The organism is Streptomyces sp. NPDC014861 (assembly GCF_043081625.1).
Classification (GTDB): domain Bacteria; phylum Actinomycetota; class Actinomycetes; order Streptomycetales; family Streptomycetaceae; genus Streptomyces.
Genome location: NZ_JBIBWV010000020.1, coordinates 75320 through 97981 on the forward strand (window position 1 = coordinate 75320; position 22662 = coordinate 97981).

The following is a 22662-nucleotide window of genomic DNA, read 5'->3' on the forward strand; positions in this document are numbered from 1 at the left end:
GTGGGGGTGTTCGGGGGGGGGGGGGGGGGCGCGGGGGGGGGGGGGGGGGGGGGGGGGGGGGGCCGGGGGGGGGGGGCCCCCCCCCCCCCCGGGGGGGGGGGGGCCCCCCCACGCCTTCCTACGGCGGTCCGTGCCTCGTACGGCGGTCCTTGCCCGTACGGGGTTCCGAGCTCAGTGCGCGGCGGGGACGTACGGCGCGAGCGCCGCCGCCAGTTCCTCGTGCACCCGGGCCTTGACCAGGGTGCCCTCGGGGGTGTGCTCCTCGGAGAGCATCTCGCCCTCGGCGTGGACGCGGGAGACGAGACCGCCCTGCGTGTAGGGCAGGAGGACCTCGATCTCCACCTCCGGGCGGGGCAGCTCGCGGTCGATCAGGGCGAGCAGCTCCTCGATGCCCTCGCCCGAGCGGGCGGAGACGGCCATGGAGTGCTTCTCGACACGGAGCAGGCGCTGGAGGACCAGCGGGTCGGCCGCGTCGGCCTTGTTGACGATCACGATCTCCGGCACGTTCACCGCGCCGACGTCCCGGAAGACCTCGCGCACGGCGGCCAGCTGCTCCTCCGGGGCGGGGTGCGAGCCGTCCACCACGTGCAGGATGAGGTCGGCGTCGGCGACCTCCTCCATGGTGGAGCGGAAGGCCTCGACCAGGTGGTGCGGCAGGTGCCGGACGAAGCCGACGGTGTCGGCCAGGGTGTAGATCCGGCCGGACGGCGTCTCGGCCCGGCGGACGGTCGGGTCGAGGGTGGCGAACAGCGCGTTCTCCACCAGGACGCCGGCGCCGGTGAGGCGGTTGAGCAGGGAGGACTTGCCGGCGTTGGTGTAGCCGGCGATGGCGACGGACGGCACCTTGTTGCGGCGGCGCTCCTGCCGCTTGATGTCGCGGCCGGTCTTCATCTCCGCGATCTCCCGGCGCATCTTCGCCATCTTCTCGCGGATGCGGCGCCGGTCGGTCTCGATCTTGGTCTCACCGGGACCACGGGTGGCCATGCCGCCACCGCCGCCGCCACCCATCTGCCGGGAGAGCGACTGACCCCAGCCGCGCAGGCGCGGCAGCATGTACTGCATCTGCGCGAGGGCGACCTGTGCCTTGCCCTCTCGGGACTTGGCGTGCTGGGCGAAGATGTCGAGGATCAGGGCGGTCCGGTCGACCACCTTGACCTTGACGACGTCTTCGAGGGCGATGAGCTGGCCGGGGCTGAGCTCGCCGTCGCAGACGACGGTGTCGGCGCCGGTCTCGACGACGATGTCCCGCAGCTCCTTGGCCTTGCCGGAACCGATGAAGGTGGCCGGGTCGGGCTTGTCGCGGCGCTGGATGACGCCGTCGAGGACGAGGGCGCCCGCCGTCTCGGCGAGGGCGGCGAGCTCCGCGAGGGAGTTCTCGGCGTCCTGCACGGTCCCCGAGGTCCAGACTCCGACGAGCACGACGCGCTCCAGGCGCAGCTGTCGGTACTCGACCTCGGTGACGTCCTCGAGCTCGGTGGAGAGGCCGGCGACACGGCGCAGCGCGGCGCGCTCGGAGCGGTCGAACTGCTCGCCGTCCCGCTCTCCGTCGACCTCGTGGCTCCAGGCGACGTCCTCTTCCATCAGGGCATCGGCCCGAAGGCTCTCGGTGCGGCGGGACTGAGCGAGGCTCTCGTCCGCGAAGCTCTGCTCGTCCTGGGAAGGGGAAGAAGAGGAGGTCATTGGATCCTTACGTCGGTCGGAACGATGATGTCGGTACAACGTGCGGCGGCTCCGGATGATTCCCCCGGAAACCCCAGGGGGGTCCCTCGCGGGTCCGGCGTCCGGCCGCGTCGCCGACGTGAAAATGGTGACACGCCCGCCCGGCGCCCGTCACCCGGGTTTCCTCAGCGTTTCGCCTCCGTGGGCGGGAGGCTGCGCCAGTCCGGGTGGCCGGGCATGGGCGGGGTCTTCTCGCCGTGCAGCCAGCCGGCGAAGAAGGCGTCGAGCTCGCGTCCCGAGACCTGTTCGGCCAGGGCCGTGAAGTCGGCGGTGGAGGCGGTGCCGTCGCGGTGGACGGCGACCCAGCGGCGTTGCAGGCGGTCGAAGGCGTCGGTGCCGATCTCGTGCCGGAGGGCGTAGAGGACGAGGGCGCTGCCGTCGTAGACGACGGGCCGGAAGAGGCTGATCTTGGCGCCGGGCGTGGGCGGGCGGGGCTCCGCCGGCGGCCCTCCGTTCGCGCGCCAGCCGTCGGAGGCGGCGTACGCGGCCTTCATCCGCTGTTCCATGGACCGGCTGGCCTTCTCGTCGGCGTACAGGGCCTCGTACCAGCTGGCGTGTCCCTCGCTCAGCCACAGGTCGGACCACATCCGGGGGGTGACGCTGTCACCGAACCAGTGGTGGGCCAGTTCGTGGACCATGACCGCGTCCACGTACCACTCGGGGAAGCGGGGGTCGGTGAAGAGGCGCCGTTCGAACAGGGAGAGGGTCTGGGTCTCCAGCTCGAAACCGGTGGTGGCGTCGGCGACGAGCACGCCGTACGTCTCGAAGGGGTACGGGCCGACCTTGCCCTCCATCCACTCCAGATGGCCGGGGGTCTTGCGCAGCCAGGGCTCCATCAGGTCTCGGTCCTCGGTGCGGACGACGTCCCGGATCGGGAGGGAGCGGGGGCCCGTGCGGTGCAGGACGGTGGAGCGGCCGATGGAGACCTGGGCGAGCTCGGTGGCCATGGGGTGGCGGGTGCGGTAGGTCCAGGTGGTGGTGGCGCCGTGGTCGGCGCGGCCCGCGGGGAGGCCGTTGGCGACGGCGGTGAGCTCGCGCGGGGCGGTGATCCGGAAGGTGAAGTCGGCCTTGTCGGAGGGGTGGTCGTTCGAGGGGAAGACCCGGTGGGCGGCGTCGGCCTGGTTGGCCATCGCGAGTCCGTCGGAGGTGCGGACCCAGCCGCCGCTCGCGGCGGGGCCGCTCGGGTCGCTGGTGTGGCGGACGGTGACGGTGACGGGTTCGCCGGCGTCGATCGGGACGGCCGGGGTGACGACCAGGTCCTCGCCGCTGGTCTCGTACGCGGCGGGGAGGCCGTCGACGGTGACGGCGGAGACCGTGCCGTGGGCGAAGTCGAGGTGGAGCCGGTCGAGGTCGGCGGTGGCGAGGGCGTCGACCCGGGTGACGGCGGCGAGGGGCTCGGTGTTCACGCCGGAGTAGGTGAGGGCGATGTCGTACGCGCGGACGTCGTAGCCGGGGTTGCCCAGGTGGGGGAAGAGCGGGTCGCCGATGCCGAGGGGCGCGGGGGCGGGCAGCGCGGCGGCGACCAGGCCGACGGAGGCGGCGACGAGGACGGCGGACCGGAGCCAGGGCCGACGGGCCCTCCGGCGCGCGGCGGCGCCGGAGGCGGTGAGGGCAGTGAGGGTGCCGGGGGCATGGGGGGTGCCGGGGGCCGTGGGGTCGCCCGGGGCGGTGGGGGCGCCGGAGGCAGCGGGGGCGCCCGGGGCAGTGGGAGCGGTGGGGGTGCCCGGGGCAGTGGGAGCGTCCGGGGCGGTGGGGGCCGGCGGGCGGGGCGGGGAAGTGTGCGCCATGGCCCCCAGGGCTACCAGGGCCCCGCCCCCTCCCCCGGCCGACGCGCGCGCCCACCACCCGAAGGGGTCACGGACGGGCCGGCGCGGAGGCGGTGGGGGCGGGCCGCAGGCGCGGCGCCGGTCATGGACGCGGCCCCGGTCCGGCGGCCTGCACCCCCGACGGCCGCCCCGCCGCACCCCGGGGTGTCGGGTCAGGGGCGGTGGGTGACGCGCCCCCGGTCCGGCGGCCTGCAACCCCAAGGCCGCCCCGCCGCACCCCGGAGTGTCGGGTCAGAGGCGGTGGGTGCGGGCGACGTCGTAGACGCCGGGGACGGCGCGCATGGCGCGCATGAGGTGGGGGAGTTCGGCGGCGTCGGCGAGTCGCAGGGTGTACGTGTGGCGGACGCGCTGCTCGCTGGGCGGCTCGACGGTGGCGGAGACGACCTCCGCGCCGGCGGTGGCGATGGCCTCGGTGAGGTCGGCGAGCAGACCGGGACGGCCGAAGGACTCGGCGACGAGGGTGACCCGGCAGTGGGCGGCGTCGCCCCAGCGGACGGGGACGGGTGCCCGGCCGAGCCGGTGCATGACGGCGACGGCCGGACAGCCGGTGCGGTGGGCGGTGACGGCGCCGCCCCGGACCCGGAAGCCGGTGATCGTGTCGGGGGGCACGGGCGTGCAGCAGCCGGCCGGGCGTACCGGGGGCGGCGGGCCGCCGTCGAGGTCGGCGTGGAGCTCCGCGCGGGAGCGGCGGTCGGCGGCCACGCTGAGCGGCGGGCGCGGCGCGGCGGCGGGTGGGGCGGCGGCTTCCGGATGGGCCTGGAGCCAGGCGGTGATGGCGATCCGCGCGGCGGGGGTGCGGGCGTGGTCCAGCCATGCCGGGGAGGGCCCGGAGCCGGTGTCCTGGGCGAGGAGCGGCTGCACGGTGTCGCCGTCGGAGAGGACGGTGCTCAGCGGGGCGAGCCGGCCGTTGACGCGGGCGCCGAGGCAGGCGTGGGCGGCCTGGCCGTGCTGGGCGTAGGCGGCGTCGACGCAGGTGGCGCCGGCGGGCAGGCCCAGCGTTCCGCCGTCGGCCCGGAAGACGGTGATCTCGTGGTCCTCCGCGAGGTCGGCGTGGAGCGAGCTCCAGAAGGTGTCGGGGTCGGGCGTGGACTGCTGCCAGTCGAGGAGCCGGGCGAGCCAGCCGGGCCGGGTGGGGTCGGCGCGCTCGCCGTCCTCGGCGGCCGTGTCGCTCTCGGAGGGGTCCGCGGTGCCGTACGGGCTGCCGAGGGCGACGACGCCGGCCTCGGCGACCGTGTGCATGCGGTGGGTGCGGATGAGGACCTCGGCGACGCCCCCGTCGGGCGCGGCGATCGCGGTGTGCAGGGACTGGTACAGGTTGAACTTGGGGGCCGCGATGAAGTCCTTGAACTCCGAGATGAGCGGCGTGAAGCAGGTGTGCAGTTCGCCGAGGACCGCGTAGCAGTCGGCGTCCTCGGCGACGAGGACGAGAAGCCGCCCGAAGTCGCAGCCGCGTAGTTCCCCGCGCTTGAGACGGACGCGGTGGACGGAGACGAAGTGGCGGGGGCGGACGAGGACTTCGGCGGCGATGTCCGCCTCGCGCAGGACGGCGCCGACCTGTTCGGCGACGGCGGCGAGCGCGTCCGGGGAGCCGGAGCCGGTGGCGTCGGCGATGAGCGCGCGGGTGGTCTCGTACTCCTCGGGGTGGAGGATCGCGAAGACCAGGTCCTCCAGTTCGGTCTTGAGGGCCTGGACTCCGAGCCGTTCGGCGAGGGGGATGAGGACGTCCCGGGTGACCTTGGCGATGCGGGCCTGCTTCTCGGGACGCATCACGCCGAGGGTGCGCATGTTGTGGAGCCGGTCGGCGAGTTTGATCGACATGACCCGGACGTCGTCGCCGGTGGCGACGAGCATCTTGCGGAAGGTCTCGGGCTCGGCGGCGGCGCCGTAGTCGATCTTCTCCACCTTGGTGACGCCGTCGACGAGGTACGCCACCTCGTCACCGAACTCCCGGCGCACCTGATCGAGCGTCACCTCGGTGTCCTCGACGGTGTCGTGGAGGAGGGAGGCGGTCAGGGTGGTCGTCTCGGCGCCGAGTTCCGCGAGGATCAGGGTGACGGCGAGCGGATGGGTGATGTACGGCTCGCCGCTCTTGCGGAACTGCCCCCGGTGCGAGGACTCCGCGAGCACGTACGCCCGGCGCAGCACGGAGAGGTCGGCCTCGGGATGGTGGGCCCGGTGCGCCTCGGCCACATGGCTGATGGCGTCGGGCAGCCGGTCGCGCGGGGCGGGGCCCGCGGTGGCGCCGAGCAGGGCGGCCCGGCCGAGCCTCCGCAGATCGATCCGGGCGCGTCCGCGCCTGCGGACGCCCGTGTCGGTGGCGGCGGCGTCGACCGCGCTCACGGGGTTCGTGGCCTCTGCGCTCATGGGGCACCTCCGGCGACGTCGACCGGCGGTGGACGGGCGGGGAGAGCCCGGGGGGCCGGTGCTTGATGCTACCGACCCCACCACGCGGCGAAGTCACGCTCTCGCCCAGCGTGAATCGGATCACCCATTCGAGCGACACGGCAGTCGTTGACTGTTTCGATTCCGAGCCGATCCCGCCCGGCCCGAGGGCCGGGCTCCGGGTGGGCGCTCAGTCCTGGGCGAGCCAGGAGGGCTCCAGGGTGCCCTCGGCGACGATGACGGCCGGTCCGGTCATCTCGATCTCCCCGCCGGGGTGCTCGGTGATGACGAGGGTGCCGCCGAGGACGTCGACGGTGTACGTGGCGGGGGCTCCGGTCACGGCCGGGTCGGCGCCGTCGCGGCGGGCGGCGGCGACGGCGACCGCGCAGGCGCCGGTGCCGCAGGAGCGGGTCTCGGCGGCGCCGCGCTCGTGCACGCGCATGGCGACGTGGCGGGGGCCCCGGTCCACGACGAACTCGATGTTGACCCCGTCGGGGTAGACGGCCGCGGGCTGGTACGGCGGCTCGTCGTACAGGTTGCCCGCGTGGGCGAGGTCCTCGACGAAGGCGACCGCGTGGGGATTGCCCATGTTCACGTTCCGCGCGGGCCAGCTGCGGCCGTCGACGGCGACCGTGACGCCTTCCTCGGGGAGGACGGCGCGGCCCATGGAGACGGTGACGGAACCGTCCTTGTCGAGGTGGACGCGCTTGACCCCGCCGCGGGTGGCGACGGCGACCTCGCCAGCGGTGACGTGCCCGGCGTGCTCCAGGTAGCGGGCGAAGACCCGGACCCCGTTGCCGCACATCTCGGCGACCGTGCCGTCGGCGTTCCGGTAGTCCATGAACCACTCGGCCTCGCCGGCCATGGCGCGGGCCTCGGGGTGGGCGGCGCTGCGCACGACGTGCAGCACGCCGTCGCCGCCGAGACCGGCGCGGCGGTCGCAGAGCCGGGCGACGAGGGCGGGGGGCAGGTCGATGTCGTTCTCCGCGTCGGGGACGATCACGAAGTCGTTCTCGGTGCCGTGGCCCTTGAGATAGCGGAGCGGGGTGGTCTGCGTGCTGGTCACGAGATCAACTGTACGGTGCCGCCCGGACACCCGTTCCGGTTGTCCACGGGGCGGGCCGGCGGCGGCCTCTCTCCGGGCCGACGACGGGCCCTCTCCGGGCCGGCGGCGCCCTCTCCCCGGGCCGGCGGCGGGCCCTCTCCGGGCCGGGCGAGGGGGCTCGACAGCGGTGGACGAGCCGGCTCGGCCGGGGTCGACCAGGGTGCGGGCGTGGTCGGCGGGTGGCTCGGCCGGGGTGGACCGGGGGATCGGGCGAGGTCGGCGAGTGGCTCGGGCGAGGTCGATCGGGGTTTCGGGCGAGGTCGGCGAGGAGCTCGGGCGAGGTCGACCGGGGGATCGGGGGATCGGGCGAGGTGTCCAAGAGGGCTCGGTCGAGGGCGGCTGGACGGCACGCGACGGCTCGGTCGCGTGGACGAGAGGGCTCAGCGCAGGCGGGCGACGCGCCAGACCGCGAGCGCGACGAGGGCCGCGATGGTGACCACGTACAGGGCGAGGACCCGCCAGTCCGGCCGCTCGCCGGAACCGCGCTGCGGCAGCCCCGGCCAGGTGTAGCCGACCTTGCGGGCGGCCATCATGCCCCAGCCGGCCGCGCAGAAGCTGATGAGCAGGCCGAGCATCGCGACGACCGCGCCGCCATCGCCGGAGCCGAAGGCCAGCGGGAAGGCGAACATCAGGGAGCCGACGGTGGCGAGTCCCAGGATCGGGGCGAGCTGCCAGAACCTCAGCAGGCGCCGGGGACGCAGCTCGACCTCCACCTCGGCCGCGTCGACCTCGACCGCGGAACCCTCGGCGTCGTCGGGCCCGTCGGGCGTCAGCCCCGGGGCACCCCCGGGGACCGACTCGTGCTGTTCTCTGTCACGAGGGCCGGCCTCCATCGCCACGCGCCCTCCCCACTCGGACTCCACTTGGTCGATCGATGCTCGATGATGGCACGCTCACGACCGCCGAAATGACGGGCAGGGCGTCCCGATGCCATCACGTGATCAGGCTGTAACCGCTCGTTCGACCAACGACAGCGCCTCTCGCGGGAGTTCTCCCCGGTGATCGGCGGCCCCGCTGAGCCAGTGGACGCGCGGGTCGCGGCGGAACCACGAGTCCTGGCGGCGGGCGAAGCGCTTGGTGGCGCGCACGGTCTCGGCGCGCGCCTCGTCCTCGGTGCACTCCCCCGCGAGCGCCGTGAGCACCTGCTGGTAGCCGAGCGCGCGGGAGGCCGTTCGCCCCTCGCGCAGGCCGAGTGCCTCCAGGGCGCGGACCTCGTCGACGAGTCCGGCCTCCCACATGCGGTCCACGCGCGTGGCGATCCGCTCGTCGAGTTCGGGGCGGGCCACGTCGACGCCGATCTGGACCGTGTCGTAGACCGACTCGTGGCCGGGGAGGTTGGCGGTGAAGGGCTTCCCGGTGATCTCGATGACCTCCAGGGCGCGGACGATCCGGCGGCCGTTGCCGGGCAGGATCGCGCGGGCGGCCTCGGGGTCGGCGGCGGCGAGCCGGGCGTGCAGGGCGCCGGGGCCGCGCTCGTCCAGCTCGGCCTCCAGGCGGGCCCGGACCTCGGGGTCGGTGCCGGGGAACTCCAGGGCGTCCACGGCGCCGCGCACGTACAGGCCGGAGCCGCCGACGAGGACGGGGGTGCGGCCCTCGGCGAGGAGCCGGTCGATCTCGGCGCGGGCGAGGCGCTGGTACTCGGCGACGCTGGCGGCCTCGGTGACGTCCCAGATGTCGAGGAGGTGGTGCGGGACGCCGCCGCGCTCCTCCCACGTCAGTTTCGCGGTGCCGATGTCCATCCCGCGGTAGAGCTGCATCGAGTCGGCGTTGACGACCTCGCCGCCGAGCTGCTGGGCCAGGAACACACCCAGATCGGACTTTCCGGCCGCCGTGGGGCCGACGACGGCGATGACCCGCGGTGCGGGAGCTGCACTTCTCACCGCCCCAGTCTCGCAAACCTCCGGGGGCGTCCCCGAACGAGCGACGTGACAGGCGGGTGGAGGGTTCGTTGCCCGTGCGTGGTTCCGGCCGGGTTCCCCTGGTGTTCCGGCCGAGTTCGGGCCGTCGGTCCCCCGCGCGGGACCCTCTGACGAGTACGCTATGGAGTGAATATGGGCGTTTTCGCAATGTTTCGCCGGAAGAAGAAGGCAACGGCGGAGGATGTGGCCGAGGTCTCCCCGGAGTCCTCGGCGGCGGAGGCCGACGCGACGGCGGAGACGGGTGCGATGGCGGAGACGGGTGCGACGGAGCGGTCCGGTGCGGCGGCGGAGTGCGGCGAGGCGGAGGAGTCCGGTGTCACGGACGGTCCGGTGACCCGGGTGCCCGTCGCGGGACTGACCGTCCCCGAGGCGGCCGCCGTCACCGCCGCCGTGACCGCCCCCGCTTCCGTACCGGAGTCGTCGCCCGAGTCCTCGCCGGAGGCGGCCGGGGACGCCGGTGGCGCCGTGGAGGCCGGGGACGCCGGTGGCGCCGGGGAGGCCGGGAAGGTCGCCGAGGTCGTGGAGATTCCGCGGCAGCAGTCGGCCGGCACCGCCGCGGACTCGACCTCGGACCTGGGCTCCGACTCGGACTCCGGCTCGGGCTCCGACGCCGCCTCCGACGCGGACAGCGAGACCGGCGAAGCCGCCCGCAGGTAGGCAGGACACGGACACGGAGAGGTGCCCCATGGGTCTCCTGGATTCACTGAAGGCCAAGCTGGCCCCGGCCAAGGACAAGGTCTCCGACCTCGCGCAGCAGCACGGGGACAAGATCGACCACGGCCTGGACAAGGCCGCGAAGATGGTCGACGAGAAGACCAAGGGCAAGTACAGCGACAAGATCCAGTCCGGTACCGGCAAGGCCAAGGAGGCCATCGACCGGATCGGGAACAAGGAGGACGGCAAGCCCGCCGGCGAGGGCGGACCCGTCGACGGCACCCCTCCGCCGCCGGCACCGCCGACCCCGGGCACTCCCCCGCCGCCGGCGCCCCCGGCCGCCTGAGGTCACGCGCGGACGGGCGGTGGTCGAGGAGGACGTCTCCTCGACCACCGCCCGTCCGGCGTTTCCGGGGCCGTGGGGGTGCCTCGTCGGTGAAGCCTCCCCTTCGGCTACGACCAGACGGCGACCAGGTACTCGACGCCGTACGGGGCGTCCTCGTGGAGCAGCCGGCCACTCAGCCCCGCACCCTCGGCGGCACCCGCGAGGACCTGCCAGGGGGCGCGCCCTGCCGCCTTCAGTTCGTACGCGAGGGCGGCGTCGAGCGCGAGGACGCCGGGCACGTCGGCGGAGCCCAGGACTCGCGCGGCCTCGGCGTCGAAGCCGGCGGCGCGCTCGTCGAGGTAGCCGGGGGCCTTCACGGTCCGGCACGCGCTGCCGTCGCCCAGGACGAGCAGGGCGACCCGCTCACCGGAGGCGGCCAGGCGGCGGCCGGTCTCGGCGCACTCGGCGGTCGTGGCCCGCTCGTCGATCCCGAACCCCTCGACGGGCACGCCGGTGCGGTCGGCACGGTCGGTCCCGCCGATCCGCTCGGCACGGGAGTCGATGCGGTCGGTCTCACCGGCCCGGTCGGTCCCATCGATCAGGTCGGTACGGGAGTCGATCCGGTCGGTACGGGAGAGGAGCCAGGCGCCGACGGCGAGCGAGGCCGGCAGCGGGCGGCCGCCGGCGCCCTCGCCGAGCCGCACGGTGAGGTCCACGCCGAATCCGGCGAAGGAGCCGGCGGAACCGGCCGGGAAGCCGCCCTGCGCCCCCGCGGGCGCCGGCCCGACGACGAGGAGCCGGTCGGGCCGTGCGGCGGCGAGCACCCCGAGGGCGTCCGCGCAGTGCGTGCGCACGGCCTCCAGCTCGGGAGCGGCGCCGCTCGCGACCTCGGGCACGAGGAGCGGCGGGCAGGGACACACGGCTGCGGCGACAAGCATGATCCGCAGCCTACTGCCCCGGGACACCCCCGGACCTGCCGCTCAGCGGCGTGCGGCCGGTGCGGGGGCGGGCAGGACCCTCACCGCGGGGCGGCGGCGTCGCCGGGCCCCGCCTTCCCCCGTCGTTCTCAGTGGGCGGCCCCGCAGGCCGGGACCTCGGCGGCCGGGAGGGGCTCCGGGACGCCGATCCTGGGGAGGCCGAGGAGGACGCCGGCCGGCTTGGCGGAGGCCGCGGCGGTGCGCTTCTCCCAGGCGTCGCCCGCGCGGGTGCGGCGGACGGCGGTGGTCGGGCCCTCGGCGAGGAGGTGGTGCGGGGCGGCGTAGGTGATCTCGACGGTCACCACGTCGCCGGGGCGGACGTCCTCGTCGGGCTTGGTGAAGTGGACGAGCCGGTTGTCGGGCGCGCGGCCGGAGAGGCGGTGGGTGGCGCCGTCCTTGCGGCCCTCGCCCTCGGCGACCATGACGTCGAGGGTGCGGCCGACCTGCTTCTTGTTCTCGTCCCAGGAGATCTCCTCCTGGAGGGCGACCAGGCGCTCGTAGCGGGCCTGCACGACCGCCTTGGGGATCTGGCCGTCCATCTCGGCGGCCGGGGTCCCGGGGCGCTTGGAGTACTGGAAGGTGAAGGCGTTGGCGAAGCGGGCCTCGCGGACCACGTGCATGGTCTGCTCGAAGTCCTCCTCGGTCTCGCCGGGGAAGCCCACGATGATGTCGGTGGAGATGGCGGCGTGCGGGATCGCGGCGCGCACCTTCTCGATGATCCCGAGGAAGCGCTCCTGGCGGTAGGAGCGGCGCATGGCCTTGAGGATCGGGTCGGACCCGGACTGGAGCGGCATGTGCAGCTGCGGCATCACGTTCGGCGTCTCGGCCATGGCGGCGATGACGTCGTCGGTGAAGTCGCGCGGGTGCGGGGAGGTGAAGCGGACCCGCTCCAGGCCCTCGATCGAGCCGCAGGCGCGGAGCAGCTTGCTGAAGGCCTCGCGGTCGCCGAGGTCGGAGCCGTACGCGTTCACGTTCTGGCCGAGCAGGGTGATCTCGGAGACGCCCTCGGCGACCAGCGCCTCGATCTCGGCGAGGATGTCGCCGGGGCGGCGGTCCTCCTCCTTGCCGCGCAGGGCGGGGACGATGCAGAAGGTGCAGGTGTTGTTGCAGCCGACCGAGATCGAGACCCAGGCCGCGTACGCCGACTCGCGGCGGGTCGGCAGGGTGGAGGGGAAGGCCTCCAGGGACTCGGCGATCTCGACCTGCGCCTCCTGCTGGACGCGGGCGCGCTCCAGGAGGACGGGCAGCTTGCCGATGTTGTGCGTGCCGAAGACCACGTCGACCCAGGGGGCCCGCCGGACGATGGTGTCGCGGTCCTTCTGGGCGAGGCAGCCGCCGACGGCGATCTGCATGCCCGGGCGCGCGGTCTTCATGGGGGCGAGGTGGCCGAGGTTGCCGTACAGCTTGTTGTCGGCGTTCTCGCGGACCGCGCAGGTGTTGAAGACGACGACGTCGGCGCCGTCGGCCTCCTTGGGGGCGCGGACGTAACCCGCCTCCTCCAGCAGACCGGAGAGCCGCTCGGAGTCGTGGACGTTCATCTGACACCCGTAGGTGCGAATGTCGTAGGTCTTCGGTCCTTCGATGCCCACTGTGAGACTCCGGTCGCTGCTGCTGGTCATGCATCCAAGAGTAGGCGGTCCCCGGGCGGCTCCCGGCCGGGCTCCGGAGCTCGTGCCCGGGAGCCCCCGGTGTCCGGATGTGACAGGGAATCGTCATTGCCGTCATGGGGCGGAGCGGGCGAAGGTGGGGTCATGTCCGAGACACGTACCGAGACGGCGGCCGGAGGCCCGGGCGGGGAGCACCCCGTCCACCGGGTCGTCGTCGCGGTCTTCCCCGACGTGGACCTCCTCGACGTCACCGGGCCGGCCGAGGTCTTCGCGCTGGCCAACCGGGAGTCGGGCGGCCGCGCCCGCTACCGGGTGCGCCTCGCCGCGCCCGGCGGCGCCGGGGAGGTGCGGACCTCGGCGGGGGTGCGACTGGTCGCGGACCTCGGCTTCGACGAGGTCGGCGCGGACGTGGACACCCTGCTGGTGCCGGGGGCGGTGGACCCGGCACCGGGTGGCGGGGTGACCGCCCGGCTCGATCCGGAGGTCGTGCGGTGGGTGCGGGAGACCGCTCCGCACGCCCGCCGGGTGGCGTCGGTCTGCGTCGGCGCGCACGTCCTGGCGGCGGCGGGTCTCCTCGACGGGAGGACCGCGACGACCCACTGGTCGACGGCCGCGCAGCTGGCGGCCGACCACCCGGCGATCGCCGTCGACCCCGATCCGATCTTCGTGCGGGCGGACCGGGGCCGGCTGTGGACCGGGGCCGGGATCAGCGCCTGCCTCGACCTGTCCCTCGCCCTCGTGGCGGAGGACCTGGGCGAGGAGACGGCGCTGGCGGTGGCGCGGCAGCTCGTGATGTACCTGAAGCGGCAGGGCGGCCAGAGCCAGTTCTCGGTGCCGCTGAGCCGTCCGGCGGCCGGCCGGCGGGACATCGACGAGCTGCGGCTCTGGATCGCGGACCACCTCGACGAGGACCTGTCCGCGGAGCGGCTCGCGGGCCGGATGTGTCTGAGCGAGCGGCACTTCGCCCGGGTCTTCGCGCAGGAGACGGGGTCGAGCCCCGCCGCCTACGTGGAGGCGGCCCGGATCGAGGTGGCCCGGCGGCATCTGGAGACCTCGGACGCGCCGCTCGCCGAGGTCGCGGCGCGGGCGGGGCTCGGCTCGGTGGAGACCCTGCACCGGGCGTTCCGCCGGCAGCTCGCGACCACGCCCGCGGCGTATCGCCGCCGGTTCCGCACGGGGGCGGGCTGACCCAGGCCCTCTCCGCTTCCCGTCCCCCTCTTCCCTCTGCCCTTTTCCCTCTTCCCTCTTCCCTCTTCCCTCTTCCCTCACATCCGATCTCTCCCTCTCCTCCTCCTTGCGTCTCCGCGGGGCGGGCTGCTTCACCGCGCCCTCCTCACGATCGATTCGTCATGAAAGGTTCTGCCATGAGCATCACCCCTTCCACTCCCCTGCGTTCCCTCTCCGGGCAGTCCGAGGAGCCGGCCCGGCTCTCCGAGGCGGCCCTGGTCCTCATCGACCTCCAGAACACCTACCGGTCCGGCGTGATGGCCCTGGAGGGTGCCGAGGAGGCCGTCGCCGAGGCGGCGCGGCTCCTGGCCCGGGCCCGGGCGGCGGGCACCCCGGTCGTGCACATCCAGCACGACAGCGGCGAGGGCTCCCCGTACGACATCACCGCCCCGATCGGCGCGATCAGCGACGAGGTGGCCCCCGTCGAGGGCGAGCACGTCGTGGTGAAGAACTACCCGAACGCCTTCCACGCCACCGACCTGGAGAAGGTCCTCACGGGCCTCGGCTTCGCCGCCGGCAGCGGCAGGCACCTGGTGCTGGCCGGGTTCATGACCCACATGTGCGTGAACTACACGGCCCAGGCCGCGTTCAACCTGGGCTACCGGCCGACCGTGGTCGCCGAGGCCACCGCCACCCGCGCGCTCACCGCGCCGGACGGCACCGTCGTGCCCGCCGCCGAACTGAAGCGGGCGGCGCTGACCAGCCTCACGGACGTCTTCGCCGTGGTCGTACCGACGGCCGCGGACCTGCCCGCCTGAGCCCTCGGATCCGGTGCCCGCCGCCCCTGCGGTTTTCCGCAGGGGCGGCGGGCGGGAACACGCATACCGGCTGTGACCTGAGGTTTTCTAGGGTGGAGAGCGTCGTCCGGTGGTTCCCCCGGGCGGGCTTCCCTGAACCCTGGAGGGCTCATGACGCCGTACCCGACCGCTCTCGCCCAGGAGCCGGCCGGTGGCATCGCCGGCTGGGCGGCCGGCCTCGTCGACACGCTCGGCGGGCCGGGCGCGGGGCTCGCCATCGCCCTGGAGAACCTGTTCCCGCCGCTGCCGAGCGAGGTGATCCTGCCGCTCACCGGCTTCGCCGCCGGGCAGGGCGTGCTGAGCCTCGCCTCCGCCCTGTTCTGGACGACGCTGGGCTCGGTGGTGGGCGCGCTGGCCCTGTACGCGATCGGGGCGCTCTACGGGCGGGAGCGGATGCACGCGCTGTGGGCGCGGCTGCCGCTGGTGAAGGTGACGGACCTGGAGCGGACCGAGGCGTGGTTCCGGCGGCACGGCACGAAGGCCGTGCTCCTGGGCCGGATGGTGCCGATCTTCCGCAGCCTGATCTCGGTGCCGGCCGGGGTGGAGCGGATGCCGGTCCCCCTGTTCCTCCTGCTCACCACCGTGGGCAGCCTCGTCTGGAACAGCGTCCTCGTGCTCGCCGGCTACGCCCTGGGCGACCGCTGGGAGTTGGTCGAGTCGTACGTGGGCGTCGCCTCCAAGGCCGTCCTCGTCCTGGTCCTCGCGGCCGGCGCGACCTGGCTGACGGTACGGCTCCGGGCGCGCGGGGCGGCCCGCCACCGGCGCCCCTAGGGTGGACGCCGTGAACGGGGGCGGAGGCGAGGACGTGCGCGGGGTCCGGGGCGTGCAGGCGCGGGCGGGGGCCCGGCGGGCCGCGGGGGTGCTCGCAGGGTGCGTGACGGCGCCGGTCGGGCTGGCGTACCTGCTCCTCGCGGGGGCGCCGCTCGGCGCCTTCCTGCTGTGGCCGCGCACGCGACCCCACGCCCTCCGGCTGCTCGGCTCCGGTGCCCGCCGGCTCGGGGAGCTGGAGCGGAGGCGGCGGACCGGCTTCTTCGGCGACCGCTTCCCCGAGCCGTACGGGAGCGGGGCCGGCGGCCCGGACGCGCACGGGGACCACGGCGGGGACGCGGGCGGGGGCGACGGCGGGGACGCGGGCGGGGGTCACGGCGGGGACGCGCACAGGGGCCACGACGGGGACGCGGGCGCGGTCCGGTATCTGGCGGTGCGGTCCTGGTCGGGGCTGGTGTGCGGGGTCGTCCTGGCGCTGCTCGGCTTCGGCCTGGTGCTCGCGGGGATGCTGGCCGGCGGTGTGGCACGCGGGACCATCGGGGCCGCGGAGCTGCTGACCCAACTCGTCCTCGGGGGCGTCCTGCTCTTCCTCGGCCTCCAGGGGCTCACCGCGCTGACCGCGCTCGACGCGCGGCTGGCCCGGGAGCGCTTCGGGCCGTCGGAGCGGGAACTGCTGCGGCGCCGGATCGACGAGCTCTCGGTGAGCCGGGCGGCCGTGGTGCGGGCGGTGGACGTGGAACGGCGACGGATCGAGCGGGACCTCCACGACGGGGTGCAACAGCGGCTCGTGGCCCTCGCGATGCTCATCGGGCGGGCGCGCCGGGGCGGCGACCGGGACCCGGACCGGGCGGCGGCGCTGCTGGGCCAGGCGCACCGGGAGGCGCGGGAGGTGCTGGCCGAACTGCGCGAGGTGGCCTGGCGGGTGTACCCGTCGGCGCTGGACAGCCTCGGCCTGGAGGAGGCGCTGGGCGGGGTCGCCCAGCGATGCGCGCTGCCGCTGCGGATCGCGTACGAGGTGACGGGACCGCCGCTCCCGCGCCCGGTGGAGACGGCCGCGTACTTCGTCGTCTCCGAGGCGGTCACCAACGCGGCCAAGCACTCCGCCGCCTCGGCCGTCTCGGTGCGGGTCACGGGGGCGCCCGGCGCCCCGCTGACCGTGCGCGTCGAGGACGACGGCCGGGGAGGTGCCGATCCGGCGGGCAGCGGCCTGACCGGGCTGCGCGGACGGGTCTCCGCGCTCGACGGCGTCCTGCGCGTCGACAGCCCCCTCGGGGGACCCACCACCATCGTCGCGGAGCTGCCGTGCGTGTGATCCTGGCCGAGGACTCGACCCTGCTGCGGGAGGGTCTCGCCCGCCTGCTCGCGGAGGAGGGGCACGAGGTCGTCGGGGCGTTCGGCGACGCGGTGACCCTGGTCGCCGAGACGGAGGCGCGCCGCCCCGACGTGGTCGTCGTCGACATCCGGATGCCGCCGACCCACACCGACGAGGGGCTGCGGGCCGCTGTCGAGATCCGTGAACGGCTGCCGGGGACGGGCGTCCTGGTCCTCTCCCAGCACGTCGAACGGAGCTACGCGGCCCGGTTGCTCGCGTCCGGCGCCGAGCGGGTCGGCTATCTGCTGAAGGACCGGGTGGCGCAGGTCGAGGAGTTCCTCGACGCGCTGGAGCGGGTCCACGAGGGCGGGGCGGCGATCGACCCGGAGGTCGTACGGCAGCTGGTGGTCCGCAGCGCGCACGCGGATCCGCTGGCCCGGCTGACCCCGCGCGAGCGCGAGGTGCTCCAGGTGCTCGCGGAGGGGTACACGAACACGGCGATCGCGCGGCGGCTGCACCTGTCGCTGAGCGCGGTGGAGAAGCACCTCAACGCCGTCTTCGACAAGCTGGAACTGCGCGGGACCGAGGGCCACAGCCCCCGGATCCTCGCGGTCCTGCGGTATCTGGAGGCGTGACCGGCCGGCCGGCGCTCCTGGCGAGGGGGGCGAGGAGGCGTGGGGCGTGCCGGCGGCGGCAGGACCTGCCGCCGGCGCTCCCGGCGAGGGGCTTGGGGGCAAGAGGGCTTGGGGCGAGAGGGCCTGGGGCCGGCGGCTTAGCGTCAGGCGGGGCTCGCCGTGAGGAGGGCGTGGAGGCGGAGCAGGGTGCGGTCGTCGCCGAAGCCGCCGGCCTTGATGACGACGGGGATACGCGGGACGGCCCCGGGGCCCGTGAGGGTGCCGCGGGCGATGCCCGGTTCGGGCTCGTCGTGGAGGTCGATGCCGTGGGCCCCGAGGGCGCGCAGAACGGCCTCGGCGGTCTCGCCGCCGGTGAGCACGAGCCCGTCGAAGGGGGCGTGACCGGCCAGCGCCGCCACCGAGGCGGCGAGGTGCCGGGTCAACTCCGCCGGATCCGCCCGCCGTTCGTGGGGCGTGTGGAGGATGCGTACGAGGGTGTCGGCGGCCCGCAGCCCCTCGGGGGCGTCGGCGCTGACCGCGCCCGGCTCGGCGGCGAGCAGGGCGAGCTGCCTCCGGGTGGCGGGGTTGGCGCTGCCGACGGCGACCAGCGGACGTACGGCGGGCGGGAGTTCGTCATCGGTGGCGAGGGCCGGGAGGGCGTGGTGGCGGGCGAGGGCGGCGGCCAGGCCCGGGGAACCGACCCACAGGACGGCCCGGTGGTCGGGGACCGAGGCGACGAGGCGGTCGAGGTCGGCGTCCGTCTCGGCGGAGCAGACGAAGAGACCTCCCTCCGCGAGGAGTTCGGGGAGTTCGGGGAGTCCGTCGGTCCGGTCGGGGCCGACGAGGGCCGCTTCGGGGAGGATGCGGGCGAGGTCGGCGGTCCTGACGGGGTGGGCGGGGTCGCGGGCGAACTCGCTCTCGTCGACGCGTACGCCGCGCACGTACTGGACGCCCTCGCGGGTGGTACGGCCCTCGGCCGGGAAGGCCGGAGCGATCACCACCGCCGGCCGGCCCGAGCCCTCCCGCGCGGCGCGGATCTCCGCGGCCAGGTGCCCGCGGAGGGTCGAGTCGACCGTCTTGAGGAGCAGCCCCGCGCCCGCCAGGGCACGGGCCGCCTCCCGGGTGCGGTCACCGGCCGCGGCCTCGTCCAGGAGCCGGCTGCCGAGGTCCACGGCGAGGACCCCGTCCTCCTGCCCGTGGCCCGCGAGGGGGCTGCCGGAGAGCAGGACCCTGGCCGGGAGCCCGGCCCGGCGGAAGGGCGCCGCCCCGTCCCCCGCGCTGGTCAGGTCGTCGGCGAGGACGGCCACGCGGGGCGGGGCGACGGACGGGGTGGGGCGCATCGGCGGCTTCCTCGGGTCGTACGGACGGGGACGGCGTACGCCGTCGGTCCACCCTCACCCCACGCGAACCGTTCAGTCCAGCTGATCGGTCCTGCTGATCGATCGGGCTGACCGGTCCGGCTGATGGTCGGGCTGACCGGTCCGGTTGATCGATCCGGTTGATCGGTCGGGCTGACCGGTGTGGCTGATCGATCCGGCCGACCGGTCGAGCGGCTGTCGGTCCAGCGGCGTGTCCCGCCGACCGCCCGCGCCTCAGGACCGGGAAGCGGTGGCTCCCGGTGGCGGCGAGGCCTCCGGGAGCTGTATGGGCGTCACCGCCCGGCCGCGCACCCGTCCCGACGCCACCGGGACCGCCGTCCGTCGCGGTCAGCGCTCCCGCCGCCACCGGGAGTCGCCTCCCCTCGCGGTCAGCGCTCGCGCCGTCACCGGAAGCGCCCGGCCCGGCGCACATCACAACCGCCCCCGCCCGGTCACCCTGGCCAGGGCCACGGGGCACCTGGCAGGATCGCAGGCATGTTCGCCTCGCTCACCCGCGCCGTCCGCCGCCGCGTCCTCGCGCTCGCGGCCGCGCTGCTCGCGGTGTGCGTGGGGCTGCTGTGGTGGCTGGCCCCCCTCGGGACCTCCGAGCCCAGCGGTGCGATCACCTTCAGCACCGGTGTCCCCACCGGCGTCTACCAGCGGTACGGCGTACTGCTCAAGCAGGTGATGGCCAAGGACCTCCCCGAGGTCTCGATCACCCTCAAGGACAGCGAGGGCTCCCAGCAGAACCTGGCCCGGGTCGCCTCCGGCGAGGCCGACTTCACCGTCGCGACCGCCGACGCCGTGGCGCAGTACATCCGCGACCGCAGGCCGGGCTTCGAGCGGCTGCGCGGCTGCGCCCGGCTCTACGACGACTACGTCCAGCTGGTCGTCCGCACGGGCTCGCCCGTGCGGAGCGTCTCCGACCTGCGCGGGCTGCGGGTCGGCGTCGGCCAGGACGGCTCCGGAGTGCGGCTGATAGCAGACCGGGTCCTGACCGCGGCCGGGCTCGCCCCGTCCCGGAACGTGACCGCCGTGCCGGTCGGCATCGACTCGATGCCGAGGATGCTGGAGAACGGCGAGCTCGACGCCTTCTTCTGGTCAGGCGGGCTGCCGACCCAGGCCGTGCAGTCGCTGTCGGAGCGGATCGCGATCCGCCTGGTCCCGATGGACGGCCCGCTCGTGGAGGCGCTGCGGGAGGCGGGGGCGTCCACCCGCCACTACCGCTCGGCGGTGATACCGCCCGACTCGTACACGGCGGCCCCGGACGGGCGGCGGGTGGAGACGCTGGCGGTGGCGAACCTGATGGTGACGACGGCCGAGGCGGACGCGGACCTGGTGGAGGGGTTCACCCGCTCGGTGATCGACAGCAGGGACGGCATCGGCAGCCAGGTGCACCCGGCCCAGCTGGTGGACCTGCGGACGGCCATCTACACCGAGCCCCTCACCCTCCACGACGGCGCCCGCCGCTACTACCGCTCGGTCAAGCCCTAGCCGTACGCGCTCCGCCACAGCCGCCGCCGGCTCCCGGCCACGCGCCCAATCCTTGCCCCACTCCCGGCCCCACTCGCTCCCGGCCGCGCCCCCACCCCCACTCCCGGCACCGGCCCCACCCCCGGCCCCGCGTCGTCACCCGGTGGGCGCGTACGGCGTGGCTGGCGGCGGTGATCGTCACTCGGTGGGCGCGTACCGCGGCACGGTGACCGTCACCCGCAGCCCGCGGGGCTCGTTCGGGGCGAAGGAGATTCCGCCGCCGGCGGCGGTGAGCAGCACCCGGGCGATGGAGAGGCCGAGTCCCGAGCCCTTGACGTTCTGGTGGCGTCCGGCGCGCCAGAAGCGGTCGCCGACCCGGCCCAGCTCCTCCTCGGTGAGGCCGGGACCGAGGTCGGTGACGACGACCTCCACCACGCCCTTGCCGGGCAGGACCCGTACGGTGACGCGCTCGCCCTCCGGCGTGAACTTCAGCGCGTTGTCGACGACCGCGTCGAGGGCGCTGGAGAGGGCCACCGGGTCCGCCCAGCCGGTCGCCGCCCCGCACTCCCCCACCAGCCGGACGCCCTTGTCGTCGGCGACCGGCCGCCAGGAGGCGATCCGCTCGGCGGTGAGGGCGCCCACGTCGGTGAGCCTCAGGTCGGCGGCGGCGTGCTCGGCGAGGGCCAGGTCGAGGAGGTCGTCGAGGACCCGCGCGAGCCGCTTGCCCTCGGTCCGCACGGAGGCGATCTCCTCGTTCCCCTCGGGGAGTTCGAGGGCGAGCAGTTCGATGCGGAGGAGCAGCGCGGCGAGCGGGTTGCGGAGCTGGTGGGAGGCGTCGGCGACGAACGCCCGCTGCTGTTCGAGGGATTCCTCGACGTGGTCGGCCATCTCGTTGAACGAGCGGGCGAGGCGGCGCAGTTCGGGTGGCCCGCCGGCCTCGGCGACCCGGGAGTTCATCCGTCCGGTGGCGATGTCGTGGGTGACGCCGTCCAGCACGCGGACCGGGCGCAGCACCCAGCCGGTGAGGCGTACGGCCGCGCCGACGGCGAGGAGCATGGCGGCGGCCTCGCCGGCGAAGATCACCAGCCAGCCGCGGAGGATCCGGGCGCGGAGCTCGCCGGTCGGCGAGTCCGTGACGACGACGGCGACGACGTCCCCGTCCCGGACGACGGGGGAGGCCATGATCAGGCGGGCGTGCGACTGCCAGGGCCAGACCTGCGGCGGGTCGTGGCTGCGGCGGCCGAGCAGGGCCTCCTTGAAGGCGCGGCGGCCCTCCCCCTCGTAGGGGACGATGAAGCCGTTGGGGGCGGCGGCCATGACACGGTTGTCGCGGTAGAAGACGCCGGCCCGGATGTCGTACACGTCGTGGTAGCTGTCGAGCTCGCCGCCGAGGGTGGTCCGGCGTTCGTCGCCGCCGTCCGTGGGGTCGCCGACGAACTGGGCGAGGGCGGCGAAGCGCGCGGCGTCGTCCAGGCGGTCCACGACGACCCGCTGCTGCTGGGCGGCGGCGAGGGCTGCGGCGAGCGGGAAGCCGAGGGCGAGCAGGACCCCCGCCATCAGGACGATGAGCAGGGGGAGGAGTCGGGTGCGCACGGGCGGGGCGGCCGGGGGTTACGCGGCCGGGACGACCAGGCGGTAGCCGACGCCCCGCACGGTCTCGATCAGGGCGGGCATCCGCAGCTTGGAGCGGAGCGAGGCGACGTGCACCTCCAGGGTGCGGCCGGTCCCCTCCCAACTGGTCTGCCAGACATCGGAGATGATCTGCTCGCGGCGGAAGACGACACCGGGCCGCCGGGCGAGGAGGGCGAGCAGGTCGAACTCCTTGCGGGTCAGCGCGACGGGCTCGCCGTCGACGCTGACGCGCCGGGTGGGCAGCTCCACGGCGACGGCGCCGAGGTGCAGCACGGCGGCCTCGGCGGCGGAGCCCGTACCGCCCGCGCTGTCGTCGGCCGGGGCGGACGCGGCGGCGCGGCGCCGGGAGACGGCGTGGATGCGGGCGAGCAGTTCGCCGGTGTCGTAGGGCTTGACGACGTAGTCGTCGGCGCCGAGATTGAGGCCGTGGATCCGGGAGCGCACGTCGCTGCGGGCGGTCACCATGATCACCGGGGTGGCGGTGAGCTTCCGGATGCGGGCGCAGACCTGGTAGCCGTCCTGGTCGGGGAGGCCGAGGTCGAGCAGGATCACGCCGTACGAGGGCCGCTCGCCCTGCGCGGTCGGGAGGACGGCCTGGAGGGCCTCCTCGCCGTTGCGGGCGTGGGTGACGGCGAAGCCGTGCTTGGCGAGGATCGCGGAGAGGGCCGCGGCCACGTGGTCGTCGTCCTCGACGAGCAGCAGTCGCATGGTCTTCTCCTCTCGTTCGCCGGGGGCGCCCCGGACCGGGGCATGAACGTTCATGAACGCCGATCGGCGACGTCGCAGTCAAGTGTCCCCCGGCGGACCGTCCGCTTCCGTTATCCACCCGGTACGGCGCCGCAGGTCACCTTCACACAGGGTGTCCGCCCGTGGCCTTATCGTTATCCTCAATTTCCGCTCAGATGTGATGACGGTCATCCGAACGTGTCTCTAGTGTCCTCCCAACCGAGGAGGACGGAGCAAGAGG

The 22662-nt window shown here is 74.8% G+C and carries 19 protein-coding genes; 8 read left to right on the forward strand and 11 right to left on the reverse strand.

Annotation, left to right across the window (positions count from 1 at the left end; genetic code table 11):
- Positions 1-171 precede the first annotated feature (171 nt).
- The 6 genes from hflX to miaA all read right to left on the reverse strand — a co-directional run bounded on the left by hflX (position 172) and on the right by miaA (position 8912).
- The gene (gene hflX / locus ACF1BN_RS29190; RefSeq protein ID WP_392334584.1) at positions 172-1680 is read right to left on the reverse strand and encodes a GTPase HflX; all 1509 of its coding nucleotides are present in this window, start codon (positions 1678-1680) and stop codon (positions 172-174) included.
- Positions 1681-1844: 164 nt separating this feature from the next.
- A complete protein-coding gene (locus ACF1BN_RS29195; RefSeq protein WP_392334585.1) occupies positions 1845-3506 on the reverse strand; it encodes a M1 family metallopeptidase in 1662 nt (553 codons plus the stop codon).
- Positions 3507-3776: 270 nt separating this feature from the next.
- Positions 3777-5909, reverse strand: coding sequence for a RelA/SpoT family protein (locus tag ACF1BN_RS29200; RefSeq protein ID WP_392334586.1), 2133 nt, complete (start codon positions 5907-5909; stop codon positions 3777-3779).
- Positions 5910-6117: 208 nt separating this feature from the next.
- On the reverse strand, positions 6118-6993 hold the full coding sequence (gene dapF, locus ACF1BN_RS29205) for a diaminopimelate epimerase (protein ID WP_392334587.1): 876 nt from the start codon (positions 6991-6993) through the stop codon (positions 6118-6120).
- A 419-nt stretch (positions 6994-7412) separates the two neighbouring features.
- Complete coding sequence (locus tag ACF1BN_RS29210; RefSeq protein WP_392334630.1) at positions 7413-7865, reverse strand: hypothetical protein; 453 nt, start codon at positions 7863-7865, stop codon at positions 7413-7415.
- A gap of 108 nt (positions 7866-7973) precedes the next feature.
- Positions 7974-8912, reverse strand: a complete 939-nt coding sequence (gene miaA, locus ACF1BN_RS29215; protein ID WP_392334588.1) for a tRNA (adenosine(37)-N6)-dimethylallyltransferase MiaA — start codon at positions 8910-8912, stop codon at positions 7974-7976.
- A 171-nt stretch (positions 8913-9083) separates the two neighbouring features.
- On the opposite strand from miaA, the gene ACF1BN_RS29220 reads away from it, so the two are divergent.
- Together ACF1BN_RS29220 and ACF1BN_RS29225 are read left to right on the forward strand one after the other, a co-directional pair.
- Complete coding sequence (locus tag ACF1BN_RS29220; protein ID WP_392334589.1) at positions 9084-9608, forward strand: hypothetical protein; 525 nt, start codon at positions 9084-9086, stop codon at positions 9606-9608.
- A gap of 28 nt (positions 9609-9636) precedes the next feature.
- The gene (locus ACF1BN_RS29225; RefSeq protein WP_392334590.1) at positions 9637-9951 is read left to right on the forward strand and encodes an antitoxin; all 315 of its coding nucleotides are present in this window, start codon (positions 9637-9639) and stop codon (positions 9949-9951) included.
- A gap of 107 nt (positions 9952-10058) precedes the next feature.
- Here ACF1BN_RS29225 and ACF1BN_RS29230 read toward each other — a convergent pair whose 3' ends face one another.
- Together ACF1BN_RS29230 and miaB are read right to left on the reverse strand one after the other, a co-directional pair.
- Positions 10059-10868 carry a class III extradiol dioxygenase subunit B-like domain-containing protein gene (locus ACF1BN_RS29230; protein WP_392334591.1) on the reverse strand — a complete coding sequence of 270 codons (810 nt, stop codon included), beginning with the start codon at positions 10866-10868 and terminating at the stop codon, positions 10059-10061.
- A 128-nt stretch (positions 10869-10996) separates the two neighbouring features.
- Positions 10997-12526, reverse strand: a complete 1530-nt coding sequence (miaB, locus tag ACF1BN_RS29235) for a tRNA (N6-isopentenyl adenosine(37)-C2)-methylthiotransferase MiaB (RefSeq protein ID WP_392334592.1) — start codon at positions 12524-12526, stop codon at positions 10997-10999.
- A gap of 132 nt (positions 12527-12658) precedes the next feature.
- Between miaB and ACF1BN_RS29240 the strand changes: the two genes are divergently transcribed.
- The 5 genes from ACF1BN_RS29240 (at position 12659) to ACF1BN_RS29260 (ending at position 17253) form a co-directional block, all read left to right on the forward strand.
- On the forward strand, positions 12659-13702 hold the full coding sequence (locus ACF1BN_RS29240) for a GlxA family transcriptional regulator (protein WP_392334593.1): 1044 nt from the start codon (positions 12659-12661) through the stop codon (positions 13700-13702).
- A gap of 176 nt (positions 13703-13878) precedes the next feature.
- Complete coding sequence (locus ACF1BN_RS29245) at positions 13879-14499, forward strand: cysteine hydrolase family protein (protein ID WP_392334594.1); 621 nt, start codon at positions 13879-13881, stop codon at positions 14497-14499.
- A gap of 150 nt (positions 14500-14649) precedes the next feature.
- On the forward strand, positions 14650-15309 hold the full coding sequence (locus tag ACF1BN_RS29250; RefSeq protein ID WP_392334595.1) for a DedA family protein: 660 nt from the start codon (positions 14650-14652) through the stop codon (positions 15307-15309).
- A 10-nt stretch (positions 15310-15319) separates the two neighbouring features.
- Complete coding sequence (locus ACF1BN_RS29255) at positions 15320-16618, forward strand: sensor histidine kinase (RefSeq protein WP_392334596.1); 1299 nt, start codon at positions 15320-15322, stop codon at positions 16616-16618.
- Positions 16609-17253 (forward strand): response regulator, encoded by a 645-nt coding sequence (locus ACF1BN_RS29260; RefSeq protein ID WP_392334597.1) that lies wholly within the window; start codon positions 16609-16611, stop codon positions 17251-17253. Before ACF1BN_RS29255 ends, ACF1BN_RS29260 begins: the two co-directional genes overlap by 10 nt.
- Before the next feature lie 143 nt (positions 17254-17396).
- Here ACF1BN_RS29260 and ACF1BN_RS29265 read toward each other — a convergent pair whose 3' ends face one another.
- Positions 17397-18572: a four-carbon acid sugar kinase family protein gene (locus ACF1BN_RS29265; protein ID WP_392334598.1), complete on the reverse strand. Its 1176-nt coding sequence runs from the start codon at positions 18570-18572 to the stop codon at positions 17397-17399.
- 513 nt (positions 18573-19085) lie between these two features.
- On the opposite strand from ACF1BN_RS29265, the gene ACF1BN_RS29270 reads away from it, so the two are divergent.
- A complete protein-coding gene (locus ACF1BN_RS29270) occupies positions 19086-20084 on the forward strand; it encodes a TAXI family TRAP transporter solute-binding subunit (RefSeq protein WP_392334599.1) in 999 nt (332 codons plus the stop codon).
- A gap of 177 nt (positions 20085-20261) precedes the next feature.
- Here ACF1BN_RS29270 and ACF1BN_RS29275 read toward each other — a convergent pair whose 3' ends face one another.
- The gene (locus tag ACF1BN_RS29275; RefSeq protein ID WP_392334600.1) at positions 20262-21656 is read right to left on the reverse strand and encodes an ATP-binding protein; all 1395 of its coding nucleotides are present in this window, start codon (positions 21654-21656) and stop codon (positions 20262-20264) included.
- A gap of 18 nt (positions 21657-21674) precedes the next feature.
- Positions 21675-22403, reverse strand: coding sequence for a response regulator transcription factor (locus ACF1BN_RS29280; RefSeq protein WP_392334631.1), 729 nt, complete (start codon positions 22401-22403; stop codon positions 21675-21677).
- Between the last annotated feature and the right edge of the window lie 259 nt (positions 22404-22662).

What these genes read in the sequence shown, in the direction of transcription:
- ACF1BN_RS29245 (WP_392334594.1), top strand. Translation starts at nt 13,879, where the DNA reads ATGAGCATCACCCCTTCCACTCCCCTGCGTTCCCTCTCCGGGCAGTCC.
- ACF1BN_RS29265 (WP_392334598.1), bottom strand. Translation starts at nt 18,572, where the DNA reads ATGCGCCCCACCCCGTCCGTCGCCCCGCCCCGCGTGGCCGTCCTCGCC.
- ACF1BN_RS29270 (WP_392334599.1), top strand. Translation starts at nt 19,086, where the DNA reads ATGTTCGCCTCGCTCACCCGCGCCGTCCGCCGCCGCGTCCTCGCGCTC.
- hflX (WP_392334584.1), bottom strand. Translation starts at nt 1,680, where the DNA reads ATGACCTCCTCTTCTTCCCCTTCCCAGGACGAGCAGAGCTTCGCGGAC.
- ACF1BN_RS29225 (WP_392334590.1), top strand. Translation starts at nt 9,637, where the DNA reads ATGGGTCTCCTGGATTCACTGAAGGCCAAGCTGGCCCCGGCCAAGGAC.
- ACF1BN_RS29280 (WP_392334631.1), bottom strand. Translation starts at nt 22,403, where the DNA reads ATGCGACTGCTGCTCGTCGAGGACGACGACCACGTGGCCGCGGCCCTC.
- ACF1BN_RS29210 (WP_392334630.1), bottom strand. Translation starts at nt 7,865, where the DNA reads ATGGAGGCCGGCCCTCGTGACAGAGAACAGCACGAGTCGGTCCCCGGG.
- ACF1BN_RS29200 (WP_392334586.1), bottom strand. Translation starts at nt 5,909, where the DNA reads ATGAGCGCAGAGGCCACGAACCCCGTGAGCGCGGTCGACGCCGCCGCC.
- ACF1BN_RS29240 (WP_392334593.1), top strand. Translation starts at nt 12,659, where the DNA reads ATGTCCGAGACACGTACCGAGACGGCGGCCGGAGGCCCGGGCGGGGAG.
- ACF1BN_RS29195 (WP_392334585.1), bottom strand. Translation starts at nt 3,506, where the DNA reads ATGGCGCACACTTCCCCGCCCCGCCCGCCGGCCCCCACCGCCCCGGAC.
- ACF1BN_RS29220 (WP_392334589.1), top strand. Translation starts at nt 9,084, where the DNA reads ATGGGCGTTTTCGCAATGTTTCGCCGGAAGAAGAAGGCAACGGCGGAG.
- miaB (WP_392334592.1), bottom strand. Translation starts at nt 12,526, where the DNA reads ATGACCAGCAGCAGCGACCGGAGTCTCACAGTGGGCATCGAAGGACCG.
- ACF1BN_RS29230 (WP_392334591.1), bottom strand. Translation starts at nt 10,868, where the DNA reads ATGCTTGTCGCCGCAGCCGTGTGTCCCTGCCCGCCGCTCCTCGTGCCC.
- ACF1BN_RS29250 (WP_392334595.1), top strand. Translation starts at nt 14,650, where the DNA reads ATGACGCCGTACCCGACCGCTCTCGCCCAGGAGCCGGCCGGTGGCATC.